We start from the raw sequence: 18119 nt of genomic DNA on the forward strand, positions 1-18119 counted from the left end.
GAATCCTTTTGAATAGAGTATGTAATTATTTTATTTCTTTATTATTTGAAATTTTGATTTTTATAAAAATTTCATTTACCTTCAAATCTATTATTCAATGTTTCAGATGCATCCTGTTTAAGATTACGATCTTTTATTTGGGGTGGTTTGATTTACGTTTTGAATGATATTAACACCACTAACCCTTTAATCCCCTTTCCAATGACTTCATTAAGTCTTTCATATTCCGAAAAAGGTGATACCCAGCTTTGGTTGGATATGAAGGCAGGTGATTTGGAAGCTTTTGAACAGATCTATCGCGACCATGTGGATTTTATCATCCGATATGGAAACAGCTTTACGGATGACCAAACGGTGATTGATGACTGTGTCCAAGAAGTGTTTTGCAGGATTTGGCAAAAACGGTCCTTGCTAAAGGTGACGAATAATGTCCGCTATTATGTGATGGCGGCTTTTCGGAAAGAGTTATTGAAATTCTTGAAAAAAAGATCCAAGAGCAATTCACTGTTCGGAGTACTATTTCCTGGAGCCGGAGTGAATTTTGAGGCTTCCTTGGAGGTGGATATTATTAGAGAGGAATCGAGGAGGAGTCAAATAGAACTGCTCAATAGGGCCATGGTAAAACTGAGTTCCAGGCAGCGGGAAGTGGTTTACTTGAAGTTTTACAATGAACTGTCCATAGACGAAATAAAAGATGTGATGGCGCTAGATCGCAAGGCTGTGTACAATGCCCTTTCCAAAGCAATGATGGTCATGAGGAAAGAGCTCAAAAAATAATTTTAGTTGAAGTGTGCTTTGTGTCAAAAACGACCTGAAAAGGTCGTTTTTTTTAGTTTTCCTTACACCAAAATTCTAATACTTTGAGGAAGTAACATAAAGTAGCCAACTTATTTGACAACCACAGAGGGCCCAATAGGGAAAGTGTCGCTAAGCATTCCCCTCCCTTAGGCTGAAAGTCTAGTTCAAGAGCTCCCTTTAGCCACACCAAATTCCACGATATAATGGCTTTTCGAAGTTAGATGGAAATATGTATTAGCCTGACGGCTATGGGCGCAAGGCAGGCTCACCATCGCGGCGGATGCCCCAATCTCCAAACAGCCTGATTGAGTTTTTTACTCAAGACTACTTGCTGGAATTATTCTTTCGGATATGATATGACGCTAAACTAGTTGTTAATCCAATTAAGATAAAAATTCAGATTAATTATTGATTTGCTCTTATTCTTTTGATAATCATATGGTTATGTTTTTAGGGTGAAGGCGGTAAATGGTGCAGGCCTAAAAAGAATATATTTTTTCCCTTTTTCAGGGAGTAATTACCAGTATCTGGGGATTATTAGGTTGTATTAATATTCTTTTACGCTTTGAAAAAAACAAATAACCATTACTCGGATTACAAAATCCAGGACTTTTTGACAGATGAGTCCTTTATCGATTGGGCGAGAGGCCTGTCAGTCGAGGAGGATTGGACTTATATTTTGGAACAACACCCGCACTTAGTTCCCTTAGCAGCAGCAGCAAAAAAACAGTTATTGGCCATTAAGTTTGGAGGAGAAGAGGTCGAGGAGCTCCGTAAGGACAAGCTCTTTAATAAGGTCCAAAGCAGGATCAGTAAAGAAAATCGCGAGGACAATATCGTCCCAATAAACACCAAGTATCCCCAAACCGAACGAAGCAAGCATTTCCTATGGCTGGCAGCGGTCAGCATAGCGATATTGTCCCTGGCAGGGATAGCATGGTGGCAGGGAGGGCTACACTTCGGCTTGGAGACCAAGTCAGGAAAGTACTTGACCAAGGAAACGGCCAAAGGACAAAAGCTGACCGCTATTTTGAGTGATGGCTCGAAGGTAATGCTAAATGCAGGAGGGAAGATTGGGTACCGGGAATTTTTCAGTGATACCGCAAGGGTCGTGCACCTAGAAGGAGAAGCTTTTTTTGAAGTAGCAAAAGATAAAAAAAGGCCATTTCGTGTGGTCACTGGCAAGACAGTTACTACGGCATTAGGTACATCATTTAATATCCGAGAGGGCTTAGAGGATGTTGCTATTTCATTGTTAACGGGGAAAGTGGGTGTGGATATTTCGGATAGCGAAGGAGTGAAAGTGGCTACGTCCCTTTTACCAGGAGAGCAGGTGGTAGCGGATTTAGGTGAGGAAGTGTCCTTTGTGAAAGAGGCTTTTAACCCTGATGAGGTCACTGCTTGGCAAAGGGATATTCTGCTCTTCAAAAATGCCTCCAGCAGGGAGGTCTTTCAGAAAATAGAACTGTGGTATGGAGTAGAAATACATACCAGTGATGATAGTAAGTTTCGAAAGGACTGGAATTATACCGGAAGTTTTGAAGGAGAACGCCTTGAAGACGTGTTGGCGAGCATTGGCTTTGTCAAAGGATTTAACTACAGCATAAAAAAAAATAATCAAGTCTACCTAAACTAAAACACCTATGTAGAAAAACTACAGCAAAAGAGGAAAGGAGTAACCGCCATTACTCCTTTCAGGGCCGGCGAACAGCCGGAAATTTTTAACAAAGTGGATTATTCATTAAAAACTTTACAAAAGTATGAAATTAAATGTACCAAATCCCCATTTGGTATTGAAAAGTACTGCCCTATGGCTTGCCTTTCAATTTTTGGGAATGGGATTGCTCATGGCCGAAGCTACAAACGACAGGCCAACTAATCAGGAAAAGGACCTATTTGTCAATTTGTACTTTGATCAAAATAGCCTTGCTGAAGCCTTCGGTGTCATCGAATCAAAAACTGATTTCAAATTTTCGTACGATGCGACCGATCTTGATCCCACGCTTAGGATCAGTAAACAGTTTATCAATGCTCCACTCGAAAGTGTATTAAGTTACCTTGGTAAGGAAGGCCACTTGGAATTTAAACGGATCAATAAGACCATTAATGTAGTGGCTTTGGGTCCCCCCTCGGAGAATCTTTCAGAGAGAACGATCAAAGGGGTGGTAAAAGACCCGTCCGGAATTACTATTCCTGGTGTGAACATCATAGAAGTGGGGACTACCAATGGTACTGCCACTGACATCAATGGTGAGTTCAGCATGACGCTCACGACCACTAATCCCGTGATAAAATTGTCTTTCGTTGGCTATCAGGCCAAGGAAATCAAAATAGGCGCCTCCAGCGTGTATGAGGTGGTGTTGGAAGAAGATCAGAAAGCACTCGATGAGGTGGTTGTGGTAGGCTTTGGAGAACAAAAAAAGGTGTCAGTAGTCGGATCCGTGACCACTATCGAACCCAAGGAGCTGAAGATTCCTACCTCCAATCTCTCCCAGTCATTTGCTGGCCGACTTTCAGGAGTGGTGGCCGTACAGCGTTCGGGTGAGCCAGGTCGTGATGCGGCGCAATTTTGGATCAGGGGATTGGCCACTTTTGGCAATACCAACCCCTTGGTGTTTATGGACGGAATCGAAATTTCCATCAGTGACATGAACAGCATAGATCCCATGAATATCGAGAATTTTTCTATTCTGAAAGACGCTTCTGCGACGGCCATATACGGTGCCAGAGGGGCTAATGGCGTGATATTGATCGAAACCAAGCGTGGCGAAATCATGGATAAACCCCAAGTGAATATCATGATGGAAAATTCATTTATGGGGCCTACCCAGCTGCCGGAATTTGCTGATGCGGTGACCTTCATGGAAATGTACAACACAGCACGTAAAAACCAGAACCCTTTTCAGCCTCCGAAGTTTACCGAAGCGAAGATCGAAGGCACCAGACAGGGCCTCGACCCCTACGTTTTTCCAAATGTAAACTGGATGGATGAGCTTTTTAAGGACTTCTCTACTCGCCAATATGCCAATGTAAACGTCCGTGGAGGCGGTAAAATGGCCAAATATTACATGGCGGTGTCCTATTATAAGGACCAAGGGATATTGCAAAAAACTGATGTCAATGATTTTAATAACAACATAGATCAGAACCGCTATAATTTTGTCAATAATATCACGGTAAACGTTTCCCCTACTACTGAACTGGAACTGAATATCAATGCAGATATTATTGATTATAATGGTCCTGCGGTAGATGCTTCGGGGATATTTAACAATGTGATGAATTCCAATCCGGTGCGTTTTCCGGTGACTTATCCTGCGCAAGAGGAAACAGGCTATATCTGGTTTGGTAACAAAACGGGAGGTTTTGTCAACAATGCCTTTTATAATCCCTATGCGGACATGGTGAAAGGCTATAAGGAACGGAATAATTCCACTTTGATGTCCACAGTAAGGATCAGGCAAGATTTAAAAGCGATTACCGAAGGACTTACATTTTCGGGAATGGCCTCTTTTAAAAACTGGTCATCTTCAGAGATTATCCGTTCTTTTGAACCTTATTTTTATGAAATGACCTCTTACGAGTATGATGAAGCCACAGGACAGTACAATTATAATCTTGGGCTGATCGGGCAAGGAGGACAAGAGGCCTTGAGCCAGGAAGGGGCAAATAATGGTGATCGTTCATTGTATTTTCAGACATCCTTAAATTATAACAGGTCTTTTGGTAAGCATGATATTGGTGGTCTTTTTGTTTACCTTCAGCGGCAGTATAATACCAACATAGTAGGAGGTAACCTGACAGCTTCATTGCCAAGTAGAAACCAAGGGATTTCTGGCAGAGTGACCTATGCCTATGACGAGCGCTATTTAGTAGAGGCCAATTTTGGGTACAATGGCTCCGAAAACTTTATAGAGGGCAAAAGGTTTGGGTTTTTTCCCAGTGTGGCATTGGGCTATGTGATCAGTAATGAAGATTTTTTCTATGGACTTACCAATACCTTTAGTCTTCTGAAACTGAGAGGATCATTTGGGGTGTCAGGAAATGATCGGATCGGTAATGAGAGATTTCCATATCTAAGTAATGTCAACTTGGGTGCAGATAATGGTTACACCTTTGGGCAGAATTTTAATAACAGTAGAAGTGGGGTGATGATCAATCGCTATGCGAATCCTAACATCACTTGGGAAGAAGGCCAAAAGCTGAACCTCGGAATGGATGTAGAGCTTTTTGGTAAAATGATGCTTAACGTGGATGTGTTCAAGGAAACGAGGAGTGGGATCTTTATGCAGCGGAACACCGTGCCGGGCACCATCGGTGTGGGGGATGCCAAGCCGTATGCCAATCTAGGGAAAGTAGAGAACAAGGGCGTGGACTTGACCTTGGCCTATACACAGTCATTTGGGAATGACCTGCTCGTTTCCACCCGGGGTACGTTCACCTTTGCTAGGAATAAGGTACTCGAACGCGATGAACCCAATAGGTTATATCCTTACTTGAGCGGGATAGGTAGACCGATCAACCAGCTATGGGGGCTTCAAGCAGAGCGCCTCTTTATCGATCAGGCGGAAATAGACGCTCATTCCACACAGACGTTTAGTGGGCAGTATTACCCTGGGGATATTAAGTATACAGATGTCTCCCAAGCATACGATGAACTGTCCCAGATCGATGCCAACGATAAGGTGCCGATGGGACATCCCACTGTGCCTGAAATTACCTATGGTTTTGGTGTCAATGTCATCTATAAGAAATTTGATGTAGGCATTTTGATGCAGGGAGTGGCCAATACATCTTTCTTTATCAATGACATCCAGCCTTTTGCCCAAAATGAACGCAATGTGCTGAAGGCCATAGCGGATGACTATTGGACAGCCGAAAACCAAAACTTCAATGCCTTTTACCCTCGGCTGTCAGAATTTGACAATCCAAACAATACCCAGAACTCTTCTTGGTGGCTTCGCAGCGGGGCATTTGTTCGCCTGAAACATGCAGAGATCGGCTATCAGTACAGCCCCAAAGTACGGTTCTACTCCAATGGAGTCAACTTGATGACATTTAGCAAATTCAAGTTATGGGATCCAGAGCAGGGTGGAGGAAATGGACTGGGCTATCCGCCACAACGGGTGATCAATATTGGTGTTCAGATTAACCTTTAAAATTGAGAAAAGATGCAAATTAAGAATATAATAAATAAACTGTCTGTAGGCCTGCTGTTGTCAGGAGCGCTTTCTATGGGGGCATGTGATTATTTGGACATTGTGCCGGATGATGTCAGTACCGTCGAAGATGCCTTTAAACGCCCCAATGAGGCCATGAATTTTCTGTACTCCCTGTACGGATTTATGCCAGCTGAGAATGACATGTTCAGTGCCATAGCACTTTGGGGTACGGATGAGCTGGTGACACCTTGGGACAGATCCCACTATTATGCCAAGCGAATGATGCGGGGAGAGTTAAATGCTACCGATCCGTTTTTTGACTACTGGACTCCCAGTGGCGACATAGACATGTATGATGGGATCAGACAATGTTATATTTTCTTGGACAACATTGACGGTACACCTGGTTTTTCGGAGGCAGAAGTGACGCGGATGAAAGGAGAGGCGACTTTTCTTATTGCCTATTATCACTTCAATCTTCTTCGTCAGTACGGGCCGATTGTATTGATGAGGGGAGAGGTCGCTTTTGATGCGCCAGAAGAAGAATATTTTGCAGCAAGGGAGCCTTATGATGAGTGCGTCTCTTTTATAGCTGGGAAATTTGATGAGGCGATCTCCTTGCTCCCCAGCAGTGTGGCTTCGGCAAGTGAACTGGGACGGGTAACCAAAGTGATCGCCCAGTCCATAAAATCCCGCATGTACCTTTATGCAGCCAGTCCGCTGTTTAATGGTAATGCAGAATTTTATCAGGATTTCACCAACAAGGATGGGACTCCTTTGATGAACACACGATACGCTGAAGAAAAGTGGCTTTTGGCTTTGGAGGAAACCAAAAAGGCAATTGACCAAGCGGAGGCGTTGGGCAAGCAGCTATATGAACATGAACTGGTGGATGGAGCGCCAAGCGAGCAAGGGAAGCTGAACTATCGGTATTCGATGGTGCAGCCGTGGAATGAGGAAGTGGTGTGGGGCTACAGCCGTCCAGAGCCTTATTATGGCTGGCAAAGGCACAGCATGCCAAGGGTGGCAGGTGCCGCATATAACGGGCAGGCACCTTCCATATCCATGGTGGAGCGGTATTACACCAAAAATGGACTGCCAATTGACGTAGATCCTGAATTTGACTACACCGATAGGTACGATCTAGCGGATAGTACTATTCTGCTGCATAGAGACAGGGAGCCGAGGTTTTATGCTTCCATTGCCTATGATCGGGGAGTGTTTTTGGCCAACAGTACCGAAGTGGTCATGCATATGCGTGAAGGGGAAGAGCATGGGTGGTCCAGTGGCCAAAACAATTATTCCCCTACCGGATATTTAGTCCAGAAAGGAGTCCACCCTGAGTCCATCATTACCACCAGTCAAAACCAAGTCATCAACTATCCTTGGCCATTGGTAAGGCTCGGAGAGTTGTATCTCAGCTACGCCGAAGCCTTGAACGAATATTATGGCGCAGCCAGACATACCGAGGTGATCGAGTACCTAGATGAGATCCGACAAAGAGCCGGAGTGCCGACTATTCAGGAGGCTTGGTCACGTGTGGGTAAGACCTCCTTCTCCAAAGAGGAGATGAGAGAGATCATCAAGCAAGAAAGAAATATCGAGTTGGCTTTTGAGGGTCATCGTACTTGGGATGTCAGAAGATGGAAAGAAGGGGATGAAAACTTCAATACAGTGGCCAGAGGATTGGAGATCACTGCCAATGCTCCTGAAGATTTCTATAAGGTGGTCAATGCAGAAAACAGGATTTTCAACACTCCTTCTTACTACCTGTTCCCCATTAGGATCTCCGAGTTGGAGATCAACCAAAACCTAGTTCAAAATCCCGGATGGTAAAAAATACTGACATGAAAAAAATAACATTATATATTTCTGCCCTATGTTTTACATGGTCATTGGTCACAGGATGTGTCAGTGACGAAGACATCAGCCTTCCTACAGGCCCGTCGAGTATTGAGACGGAGGCAGGTTACGGTGAGGTGGTGTTTACTTGGGTGTTTCCGGAAGATCCCGCGGCTGAATTTGTGCAGGTAAATTATCAAAATGCCGAAGGTGAGGAATTGCACCAAAAATTCAGTAGGCATGCCGAAACAGCTATAATAGCAGGGCTTGAAGAGCGGTCCTATACGTTTGATGTCATGGTGGGTGATAAGGAAGGCAACCTGTCGGCTCCACAGTCGGTGACAGTGACTCCAAATAAACCGCCACATCTTTTTGTTGCTGAGACGGTGAAGTTAGAGCCGGACTTTGGTAGTATACAAGTGCTTTGGGAAAATGCGACTGAGCGCGAAGTAGCCGTGAATGTGGCCTACATGGACGTGAATGGGCAGTCTAAAGTGGCCGTTTTCAATTCCAGTGATCCTGAGGGGCTTGGAGAGATTTCTGATGCCGCATTCGAAGAACAGCACTACGAAATTCATGTGAGCAATCCCGTGGGTGCACAATCAGCAGTACAGACTGTTTTGCTGGCACCATTTGCGGAATCCGCCTTTGATAAGAGTGAATGGGAGGTAGTCGAGATCTCCGCTGAAGAAGAGGAAGGTCAAAAGTATAACCTATATGACGATGATGTCAGTACCATCTGGCACTCGCCTTGGTCTTGGTCCCAGCCAGATTACCCCCATTATTTTGTGATCGACCTAAAAGAACAAAAAATCATCAGTCGGGTGGGACTTGTCAATAGACAAAATGACACCAGGGGGATGACCAAAGTGGGTTTTTCAGGTAGTGTGGATAATGAAAACTGGGTGGATTTTGGCGAGTTTGATTTTGAGCAGATCAATGAGGAACAAAAATTCAGGCTTTCTGCCAACCCCTCTATTAGGTATTTAAAAGTAACTCCTCTCGAAGGAACCAATTTCTTTACCTTTTTGGCGGAGGTAAATATTTATGGACAATAAGTGTTTTAAACCCAGTTTATGCATTAGCCTATTTACGCCACGGCGCACAGGTATTGCGGTTTGATCCGCCGAGACGGACAAAGTCAGTCGCCTCACTGCTGTATTTGATTCTATCTGGCCGCTAGATCATAGCCGTCAGTTTAACCCGGATTATGCGTTAGGAATCGTAGTGAGAGCTGAAATTGCAAGAAAATCAGTTAGTTTGGAGGCATTAGCGTAGCACCGCTACGGTTATGCCGAAAACTAAAGTGAAACGGCTGATTTTGAAGCAGTTTCAGGTCGCAACAGATAGGCTAATGCATATTCCGGGTTTAAGCAGATATCGGCACACCAACTGCCACAATTTAGCGGTTCGGGATTACAATTCCCGAACCGAGGTAATGGGGACTTGAAATTCCTGTAGACATGTATAAACACGGGCATAACTAAAAAACAATGAGACAACGATATTTTATGATTTTATCGCAGGTGATTTTGACTGTATGCGTGTCCTGTGCGACAGAAATCACAGATCCAATTGTAGAGAATAATGATACCACGGCTACTGATGTGGTCTATAAAGACTTCTTCATTCCGGCAAATAAATCCTATATGGAGCCTTGGGATGGCCAGGCCCCGGCCATGCAGTACAATCCAGATGCTGACCAAGATGTGGTCACTGGGTGGCAATCCCTGGATCATGACCTAGTGGGCTACTACGAGCTCAGTCCGGGCCAGTACATCACAGGACTCTCCCTTAAGACAGCAGCTGGCGAGCAGACCGATTTTCAATTGACTATTTCTTCCCCAAATGACGTGGCGTTTCAGGCCGTTTCTACGGCGTCGCTGGCGGGTAAAGGGGATTTTGAGGAAATCATATTCGATACCATTCAAGTCGCCCAGACCGGTTTTTACAGGTTTGAACTGTCCCCCATTTCCAAGTCAGGCTCGGAAGTGGCAGAGGTGGAGCGTTTTGTGTTCAGGACAGAAAGTGGATCGGCTCGTTACGCCCATTGGCTTTCTTCGCCATCGGTACACTTGAGCTTCAAACCCGGTGATCAGGTCTCCCGAGATTACGATTGGCTCTATGGCCAAATCAATGTGCCGCAAGGGTACGATCCCATGTATACCTTTTACATGTGCATAGGGTTTTATAGGGGCTATTTTGGGATTCAGGTAAATAGCGCAACCGAAAGAAGGGTGCTGTTTTCGGTTTGGGACAGCTCGGATGTACCGGATGACCGTGAAGATGTGGATCCGGAGGATTTGGTTACGCTGATTGATAAAGGTGACCAGGTACACGCAGGTGGGTTTGGCAACGAGGGAACAGGAGGACAGTCTTACTGGAAATACCCTTGGGAAACAGCCGTTCCTGTAAAATTCATCATGAATGTCCGCCGTAACAATGACAACACCGTGCTGTTGTCTGCTTGGTTTATGGATGTGGAGAGCGAAGGGTGGAAATACATGGCCACTTGGAAGGCCCCACAAGAGCAACGGTATTTTGATGGGTTTTATTCATTTTTAGAAAACTTCGGCAATCGAAACGGTCAAAAGGTAAGGATGGCAGAGTATTACAATATGTGGGGAAAGGAAGTAGGAGGAAGCTGGATCAACTTTAATCGTGCTACCATGACCCATACTGACGGAGTGCCCGAAGGTAGGGACGATTATGCTGGGGGGCTTTTGGACGGGGCATCACAGCGGTTTTATATGAGTTCTGGAGGATATACCCATGCAGATGAACAAGCAGTCAGTACCGCCACTGCTTCGGCCAATGCACCTGCGGCAGACCTTACTGCTTTGTCCGCAAGGGTAGACAAGGCCTTGGATAATCAGGTCATTCCCTTTGACAAAGCAGCATGGATCGTGACGGATTTTTCGTCCGAAGAGGTCTCTGGTGAAGGAGCAGACAATGGCCACGCAGCAGATGCCATCGATGACAATCCCGCTACTTTTTGGCATAGTCAGTGGGCTGGTGCCAATCCGGGTTATCCGCATCACATCACCTTGGATCTAGGGCAGGAATTGACCGCTAAGGGATTACTGATTCAAAACCGGTCAAAACAAAACGGTCGTCCGAAAACCGTCCAAGTGCAAGTAAGTGATGATAACCAGACATGGAGCTCCCTCGGGACGCTGAGCTTTCCCCTAGATGGAGGGGCGGTGGATTTTACTAATTCTGAAAATTTTAGGTTCATAAAATTGACTATTACCGAAGGGTATCACGATGGGACTGAAAGTGACTTTTTCGTGCATGCTGCAGAAATAGGCCTGTACTGATTAGAATCGGATATTATTGTTTTAACCATAACCATAACCAAAATGACTATTCGAAATCAACTAACATTTTGCCTGATACTGGCTGGCTTTTTTTTTCAAGGTTGTACCTTGAAAAACAATGTGAACCCTGTAGAGGAAGAGGAAATAGAAAAGGAGTTGGAGCTCGGGAACTATGAATCAGATTACAATTATAATCTTAATGTGGTATATTTTGTCCCCTCAGACATTGAGCCGTTGGCTAATTACCATGAGCGGCTATCTGGTGTCATGTTGTTCATGCAGGATTGGTTTAAGGGTGAGATGACAGCATTGGGCTTTCCTGGGAAGACTTTTGGATTGCTAAAGAGTGAAGTGGACCCTTCTTATGTAAAAGTAATCCTGATTCGAGGAGAGGGAGGACAGGATGATTACCCTTATCAAGGCGGGGGCAGTTCGGCAGGAGCAGAAATCCGTCAATATTTCCAAGCCCACCCAGCTGAGGAAGCGAGTGACCACACATTGGTGTTTATGCCCAGTAGGACTGGAGGTAATGGCTGGGATGCAGGAGGGGTGCCCTTCTATGGGCTTGGTAAGTGGTGCTATGCGCTGGACTACCTTAATTTTGACATGAGCTATTGGCAAGATGGTTCCCGGCAGGGAGACGAACTTTGGATTGGGGGCACGATTCATGAATTGGGACATGGGCTGAATTTGCCCCATAACAAACATAAGGCCACGGATAATTGGACGTCCATGATGTCTTGGGGCAATCATGAATTTAACGATACACCCGATCAGGTGAAATTGACTTTGGCAGATGCCTTGATCCTCAACAATAACCAAGTGGTCAATGAAAGTACCGGAAGTGGACACTATACGGGAGAGGTGGGGTTTAACTTGAAATCCATGCGTATCCACGCTGATAACCAGAACCTATATTTGAAAGCACGTGCCGAATCCGACATTCCTTTTAATGGCGTGATCGCATACAATGATCCGAAAACCAGCTTGGGAGATGGGAATTATAATGCCATTACTTGGGCTACCAATAATATAATTGAGGGGGACAGTGTATCATTGACCATGCCGCTGGCAGGAATAGATCAGGATTTTAAACAATATCCTTTTGAATTGCGAGTAAGGTTCCTGCATACCAATGGGAAGCATACTGAATTAAGCTATCCCTACTCCTATTTGGCAGGAAAACCAGCTATCGATGTAGATCTCAAAGAGGTGAAAGAACTCTCTAAAGACAATTGGTCAGTAGTCGATGTCTCCTCGGAAGAGTTGGTAGGAGGAGGGACCAACAAAGGCGCAGGTACTCATCTTATTGATGGTCAGGATGACACCTTTTGGCATTCCCAGTGGTACCAGGCTAGTCCACTATACCCACACTACTTTGTGCTAGACTTGGATCAAGTGGAAACTGCAAATGGGATGGTTTTCAGCCAGCGATTGGACAAGTACAATGGTAGGGTCAAAACCATTAATGTAGAAATCAGCAGCGACAATTCCTCTTGGATTGGCCTAGGCAATTTCCAGGTTGGGGACGGAGCAAGAGATGTGGTGGAATGGACTTCAACGGAGAGTTTCCGCTATATCAAAGTGACGGTGACAGAAGGCCATGACAATGGTAGTGGGGAAAATGTGTACTTTTCACATTTGGCTGAGTTCGGTCTTTATTGAGGATATCAGGGCGGGGCTGTCTTGTTTTGTAAGATAGCCTCGTCTTTTTAAGATTGCGTGGGTCATCGCTAAAAAAGGAATTGTCCATATTGTTTGTAAATTAAGGGCTACTAAATTAATATGCCCAAAATGAACCCTTCTTCACAGCAGCGCCTTTTGTCACTTGACTTCTACAGGGGGATTACCATGTTCCTGTTGATTGCCGAGTTTTCCCATCTTTTTTCTTATTTGGTCTCTCCTGAATTTGAAGGGACTTTTGTTTATGCTTTGGGGGAGCAGTTTCATCATGTGGAATGGGAAGGGCTGCACTTTTGGGATTTGATCCAACCGTTTTTTATGTTTATTGTTGGGGTGGCCATGCCGATGTCTTTTGCCAAACGGATGGAAAAAGGAGCCAATTACAGTGAGGTCAGCCAGCATGCCTACAAAAGGGCTTTTGTCCTGCTTGTCTTGGGTTGGGGGCTTTATTGCATAGATCCGGGTGAGATCGTGTTTAGGTTTCAAAACGTACTTGCCCAGTTGGCAGTGACCTATCTTTTGGCCTTCTTGGTCATGCGAAAGACGGTGGCTTTTCAGATTGCCTTTTCACTGTTGCTCTTGCTTGTCAGCGAATTGCTTTATCGTTTTTTTCCTGTGGAGGGCTTTGACTATGCGTTCCAAGCTGGGGAGAATTTTGGTGCCTGGTTCAATGTCTTGATTGCCGGTGAAGAAGATTCGGGGCACTGGGCCATGTTCAATGCTCTTCCGACAGCAGCACATACGATCTGGGGCGTATGTGCAGGAAAACTATTAATCGGTCCACTGTCTGGCAAGCGAAAGTGGAGGCTGTTATTGGTAGGAGGACTCGTGGCGCTTTTCCTAGGATATGCTTTAAGCACTTTCACACCGATTATCAAACGCATAGCGACAAGTAGTTTTGTTATCATTTCGGGGGGATGGTCTTTGATTGGCTTGGCAATATGCTATTGGTGGATAGATGTCCGGAAGCATCAAAAAGGCGTGTGGGTCTTTGCGATTGTAGGGATGAACCCTTTGTTTATTTACCTTTTTGCCCATGTGGGAGGAGCTGACTTGGTTCGGAAGATTTTATTGCCCTTTTCCAATGCGATCTTTGGATGGACAGGTGAGCTTGGAGCTGGGCTTGTCCTCAGTTTGCTGGTATTATTGGCGATGTGGTATATCTGCTTTTGGCTGTATAAAAGAAAAATATTTTTTAAAGTATAAAATCGAGGAAACAGGGCGAAGGCAATAAAAAGAGAATGACTATCTGTGATTTTGCACGTAATGGAACAATTACATAATATGATTTCGAAAGTTAAGGAAATTCCTTGGAGAAACCGCTTTAAGAAATCTACCGTTCCTATGGAATTTAGCTTCATACGTGCTACAATTTTGGGCGCAGGTGACGTCAAAGGCCGCAATAGATAGGCTAATGCATTCCGGGTTTAATGCCGTTTAGTTAGTATATACCTGGAAACATTGGTTCTATTGTTTTTCTGCTAAATTCCAAGATGGTTTTCATCTTTTTACCTTTGTCACTTTTTTGCTGCAGGTCAAAAAAGTGACCAAAAAACCCCGCCGCTACGCCACGGCGCACAGGTGTGCATCTATTGGCCTAAAATTAAAACCTTCCCTCATGCAGGCAAACTCCTCCTTTTTTAGCTGCCAACATTCTTTTTGGTTAGTATTTCGTCAAACAAGCCTGCCTACTTGCCCGCCCTCTTTTTAATTTCTAACGCCCAATACCTGCAAGGCGGATCCATTTTGTACATATTTTAAAAGGCCATGGATTAAAATCATAACTCTCTCAATGGACGATCCGTATTGGAAAATCTTCTTAACTAAACGGCATTGAATCCGGGTTAAACACAGGTAGCTAACTATGGACTACTCCTTCACCCTTAGCCTCTTATTGTAGATCATTTCTCCTTTGACAAAGACTTGGAAGAAATAGCGGCTTTTGGGATAGCGGGTCAGGTTTAGGGTGAACTTTCCTTCTTTAAGGTCTTGGTAGATGTGTTCTTCCACTACTTCTCCGCTCGGGTCCTTTACCAGTTTTATGGTGACTTCTTCGGGGTAATTGGATAAATAATCGAAGGTAGTGAAGTCCTGTGCGCGGGTAGGGAAGACGCCTAGCGAAATTTCCTTGTCATTGATTGGTGATATGGCCTCTCCTACTTCGAAATCATAGATGATGCCACTTCCAAAATCCGAATCGAAGCTTTTTACGATCTGCCCGTCATTGTTCAATAAGATGACCTTTCCTCTTCCTGCCTTTGTCTTGTACCAAAACTCAAGACCATCTCCTCCAGTATCGGTAAAGTGCAGGCGATAAGCTCCTTTGGAGAGGTTTAGGCTGTCTTTGTAGGTGGTGTCGGCCACCATGGATCCCACAGTTCTTTCGAATAAAACATTGCCTTCTGCATCGGTGACCGTGTACCCATTTTCCTGGGCAGCTTTATTGGTTTCAATGTGCAGAATCAGTTGCTCGCCATGTACGGCTATCTTTTCATAAGGTGATATGGTTTTATTATCGCCGAGGTATCCATCTTTTTTTCCGTTGGGTTTTTTGAGTTCAAATTGATAGTTCAGGCTACCCTCCTGAGGGATTTTTCCTTCAAGCGTGACTGTGTCTGATTTGCCGGGAAGCAACTCTCCTGACCAAGAGGATTTTTGTGGTTGTAGTCCGACGGTACCGTGTTCGATTTCTAGGCTTTTCAGTGGATGGCTCCCATTGTTTTTAATCACAATAGTAGGCCCGAAAGCAGCTGGGTTTTTCCTGCTGTGAACGGCTTTTTTGGAAGGGATGATAATGTCTTCGACGGATGCGTCCTGCTTTTTCTGATAAGACTTGTATTGGATCACATAGGCTGCTATCAGCTCGTTGGCGCTGGGTTTTGGAGATATATAATCTTCCATCTGGAGTTGGACGGTATGCTCAGGTGCGTTCAGGGCAAAGTCATAAATGTCTGGCTGTACCAAGTCTCCCGGGCACCAATTGGCGCGGTCAAAGATCCAGGTGCCGGCTTGCGGGTAAAGCGGGTTGTTGCCGCATTGCTTCCACATTTGTCTGCTGGCTACAAGTTTGCCATCCAGGTAAAAATCCCGGTACTTGTTGCAGAACTCCCCGCATCCATCTGGGCTGTCCATGCCATGTCCGGTCTGGATGACCCTAAATCTGCCCAAAGAGGCTCCCTCGTCAGTGGTGATGGTGGTGGCCTTCAAGGTCTCCTCGATGGGGTTCCCCTTGTCTCCGTAGCGATAGGAGCCTTGGTAAACCTTGGTGATGCTGACGGGCTCCATGATGGGTTGGCCTTTGATTACTTCAAAATCAACCGTGACTTTCCAACCCCGGTCTTCATTGGGCTCGTAGCCCGTGTGTTTGTACTCGACCTCCACGCTGTCCCTAAGCAATAGACTGAAGTCGGTGACATCCACTTCCCATTCGAATTCCCAGTCTTTTCCAAAAGCTCCACCGTAAGGAGTGAGCATTCGGGCAATTTCATAATCCAACATTTCGCCGTTTTTGCCACCGGCTCTTTTGAGGGTGATGTGGTCTACATAATCCCAGTCCGCACAGCGCATCCCGTCCGGACAGCCAAAGTTGATTTTTAGGATGATTTGGCGAATGGCTTCGTCCTTATCAGGAAAAACCGCCCAGTTGGTATAGCTGTTTTCGCCTTTTTGGGGATTGGTAACGACGGTGATCTGGTCATGGCTGATGATATGGACAGTATCTTTCTCACCGGCCAAAACGTTTACTGCAATAATAAAGACTATTAGAAAGCTGAAAAGTGTGGTTTTCATTTGTTTTTCTATCATTTAGAAATTAATAGAGGCTCTCGTGAGGCTCGAAAGGCTTTATCAATGTACGGGTTGGTGGCTTTTATTTGCTTTGGTGTTTTAGCTCAATCATTTCTTTGTTCCATTCTTGATGGAGCTGGAGGAGTTCTTGTAGGATTTTCGGGTTTTCTTTTGCTACGTTGGTCGTCTCGGTGGAGTCGATAGCCATATTTACCAAATAAAGCTTGTCATCTTCACCAAACTCCAGTTCTTTTTCAGCATCCCAGGGATTGCCCAAAAGCTTCCAATTGTTTTTTCGAATGGCCCAGGAGTTTGACGTGCTTTCAGGGTCACCAGTGGCCCAATGGAGGACTTCGTGCTGGCTAGGTGCATTCTTGTCGTTGATAATGGGCATCAGGCTTTTGCCGTCAATTTCCTCTTGGTTAGGGATTTCGGTATCGGTCAGCTCCGAAAGTGTAGGGAGCCAATCAATGCTGTTGGCCATTTGGTTTCTGACTTGGTTGGCAGGAATGGCATCAGGGTAACGGATCATAGCGGGTACTCTTATCCCTCCTTCGAGCATGCAGAATTTGGCACCATGGTAAGGGCCGTTATTGCCACCACCAAAGAAAGCGCGTTCTTCTGTGCTGTGCCCATGATCTGATTGGTACACGATAATGGTATTGTTCAGCTGGCCAGTGGCTTCCAAATGATCCAAGACCTCGCCTATCATTTCATCATAAGTACTGATGAAAGCTGCGTATTCCCTTCGTGGCGAAGGAAGGTCTTTGTAGTGCTCGAGCCATTTTGGCCGGCCCTGATAAGGGTAATGGGGCATGTTGATGGCCCAATAGACAAAGAAAGGATCTTCCGTTTCTGAAGCAGTGAACTTTTTGACCTCATCCACCATCAGGTCGCCGAAGAATTGGCCGGGATAATACACTTCTTCCTCGTTTCGGTACAGGTCGTGCATGTTAGGTCCTGCCCAAAAGAAGAAGTGGGAATAGTTATCGATGCATCCTCTTTGGTGACCAAAGAAATAATCGAAGCCTTGGCCATTGGGGAGTTTTTCGGGGCTGTGCCCAAGGTGCCATTTTCCGATCAGCCCAGTTTTATATCCATCGGCTTTGAATACCTCGGCCATGGTGGTTTCGTCTGTGGGCAGACCAGATTTGAATTCCGGATCAGCATGTGGAGGGGCCACGTTGCCAAACAACCGGGCGTGTTGGTTATATTTTCCTGTCATCAAGCTTGCCCTGGATGGGGAGCAAACCGGGGCCGCTGCATAAAATTGGGTGAAACGTGTGCCTTCACGGGCAATCCGGTCAAGATTTGGAGTTTCCAAGTCTTTTGATCCATAGGCATTCGTGTCAAATGTGCCTTGGTCGTCTGCGAAGATGACAAGGATGTTGGGCTTGTTTTTATGCCGAACACTGTGCGAGGTCTTTTCCTGTTGGTCAGATGCTCGTTGGCAAGAGGCCACAGTTATAAGCAGGCAAAGAGTAGCGAGGGAAAATGGATGCAGTTTCATGATGGGGACTAGTTTGCT

At 45.2% G+C, this 18119-nt stretch carries 10 protein-coding genes; 8 read left to right on the forward strand and 2 right to left on the reverse strand.

What is annotated here, in order from left to right; genetic code table 11:
• Window positions 1-201 precede the first annotated feature (201 nt).
• The 8 genes from FDP09_RS09720 to FDP09_RS09755 all read left to right on the forward strand — a co-directional run bounded on the left by FDP09_RS09720 (window position 202) and on the right by FDP09_RS09755 (window position 14011).
• A complete protein-coding gene (locus FDP09_RS09720) occupies window positions 202-777 on the forward strand; it encodes an RNA polymerase sigma factor (protein WP_137402481.1) in 576 nt (191 codons plus the stop codon).
• A 586-nt stretch (window positions 778-1363) separates the two neighbouring features.
• Window positions 1364-2434: a FecR family protein gene (locus FDP09_RS09725; protein WP_137402482.1), complete on the forward strand. Its 1071-nt coding sequence runs from the start codon at window positions 1364-1366 to the stop codon at window positions 2432-2434.
• 124 nt (window positions 2435-2558) lie between these two features.
• Window positions 2559-5957 (forward strand): SusC/RagA family TonB-linked outer membrane protein, encoded by a 3399-nt coding sequence (locus FDP09_RS09730; protein WP_137402483.1) that lies wholly within the window; start codon window positions 2559-2561, stop codon window positions 5955-5957.
• Between the two features lie 12 nt (window positions 5958-5969).
• Entirely contained in the window at window positions 5970-7796 is a 1827-nt protein-coding gene (locus FDP09_RS09735; RefSeq protein WP_137402484.1) for a RagB/SusD family nutrient uptake outer membrane protein, read from the forward strand.
• Between the two features lie 11 nt (window positions 7797-7807).
• The gene (locus FDP09_RS09740; protein WP_187328830.1) at window positions 7808-8860 is read left to right on the forward strand and encodes a DUF5126 domain-containing protein; all 1053 of its coding nucleotides are present in this window, start codon (window positions 7808-7810) and stop codon (window positions 8858-8860) included.
• A 435-nt stretch (window positions 8861-9295) separates the two neighbouring features.
• Window positions 9296-11122 (forward strand): DUF3472 domain-containing protein, encoded by a 1827-nt coding sequence (locus tag FDP09_RS09745; RefSeq protein WP_137402486.1) that lies wholly within the window; start codon window positions 9296-9298, stop codon window positions 11120-11122.
• A 42-nt stretch (window positions 11123-11164) separates the two neighbouring features.
• On the forward strand, window positions 11165-12787 hold the full coding sequence (locus FDP09_RS09750) for a discoidin domain-containing protein (protein WP_137402487.1): 1623 nt from the start codon (window positions 11165-11167) through the stop codon (window positions 12785-12787).
• 129 nt (window positions 12788-12916) lie between these two features.
• Window positions 12917-14011 (forward strand): acyltransferase family protein, encoded by a 1095-nt coding sequence (locus tag FDP09_RS09755; RefSeq protein ID WP_222840319.1) that lies wholly within the window; start codon window positions 12917-12919, stop codon window positions 14009-14011.
• Window positions 14012-14674: 663 nt separating this feature from the next.
• On the opposite strand, the gene FDP09_RS09760 is transcribed toward FDP09_RS09755, so the two are convergent.
• Both FDP09_RS09760 and FDP09_RS09765 read right to left on the reverse strand, forming a co-directional pair.
• A complete protein-coding gene (locus tag FDP09_RS09760) occupies window positions 14675-16594 on the reverse strand; it encodes a peptide-N-glycosidase F-related protein (RefSeq protein ID WP_137402489.1) in 1920 nt (639 codons plus the stop codon).
• A 79-nt stretch (window positions 16595-16673) separates the two neighbouring features.
• Complete coding sequence (locus tag FDP09_RS09765) at window positions 16674-18101, reverse strand: sulfatase-like hydrolase/transferase (RefSeq protein ID WP_229683281.1); 1428 nt, start codon at window positions 18099-18101, stop codon at window positions 16674-16676.
• Window positions 18102-18119: the final 18 nt, after the last annotated feature.

Source organism: Echinicola rosea (genome assembly GCF_005281475.1).
Taxonomy (GTDB): domain Bacteria; phylum Bacteroidota; class Bacteroidia; order Cytophagales; family Cyclobacteriaceae; genus Echinicola; species Echinicola rosea.

Bases quoted from the DNA above. Each gene is read 5' to 3' on its own strand.
- FDP09_RS09720 (WP_137402481.1), top strand. From the start codon at position 202: ATGACTTCATTAAGTCTTTCATATTCCGAAAAAGGTGATACCCAGCTT.
- FDP09_RS09730 (WP_137402483.1), top strand. From the start codon at position 2,559: ATGAAATTAAATGTACCAAATCCCCATTTGGTATTGAAAAGTACTGCC.
- FDP09_RS09735 (WP_137402484.1), top strand. From the start codon at position 5,970: ATGCAAATTAAGAATATAATAAATAAACTGTCTGTAGGCCTGCTGTTG.
- FDP09_RS09740 (WP_187328830.1), top strand. From the start codon at position 7,808: ATGAAAAAAATAACATTATATATTTCTGCCCTATGTTTTACATGGTCA.
- FDP09_RS09745 (WP_137402486.1), top strand. From the start codon at position 9,296: ATGAGACAACGATATTTTATGATTTTATCGCAGGTGATTTTGACTGTA.
- FDP09_RS09750 (WP_137402487.1), top strand. From the start codon at position 11,165: ATGACTATTCGAAATCAACTAACATTTTGCCTGATACTGGCTGGCTTT.
- FDP09_RS09755 (WP_222840319.1), top strand. From the start codon at position 12,917: ATGAACCCTTCTTCACAGCAGCGCCTTTTGTCACTTGACTTCTACAGG.
- FDP09_RS09760 (WP_137402489.1), bottom strand. From the start codon at position 16,594: ATGAAAACCACACTTTTCAGCTTTCTAATAGTCTTTATTATTGCAGTA.
- FDP09_RS09765 (WP_229683281.1), bottom strand. From the start codon at position 18,101: ATGAAACTGCATCCATTTTCCCTCGCTACTCTTTGCCTGCTTATAACT.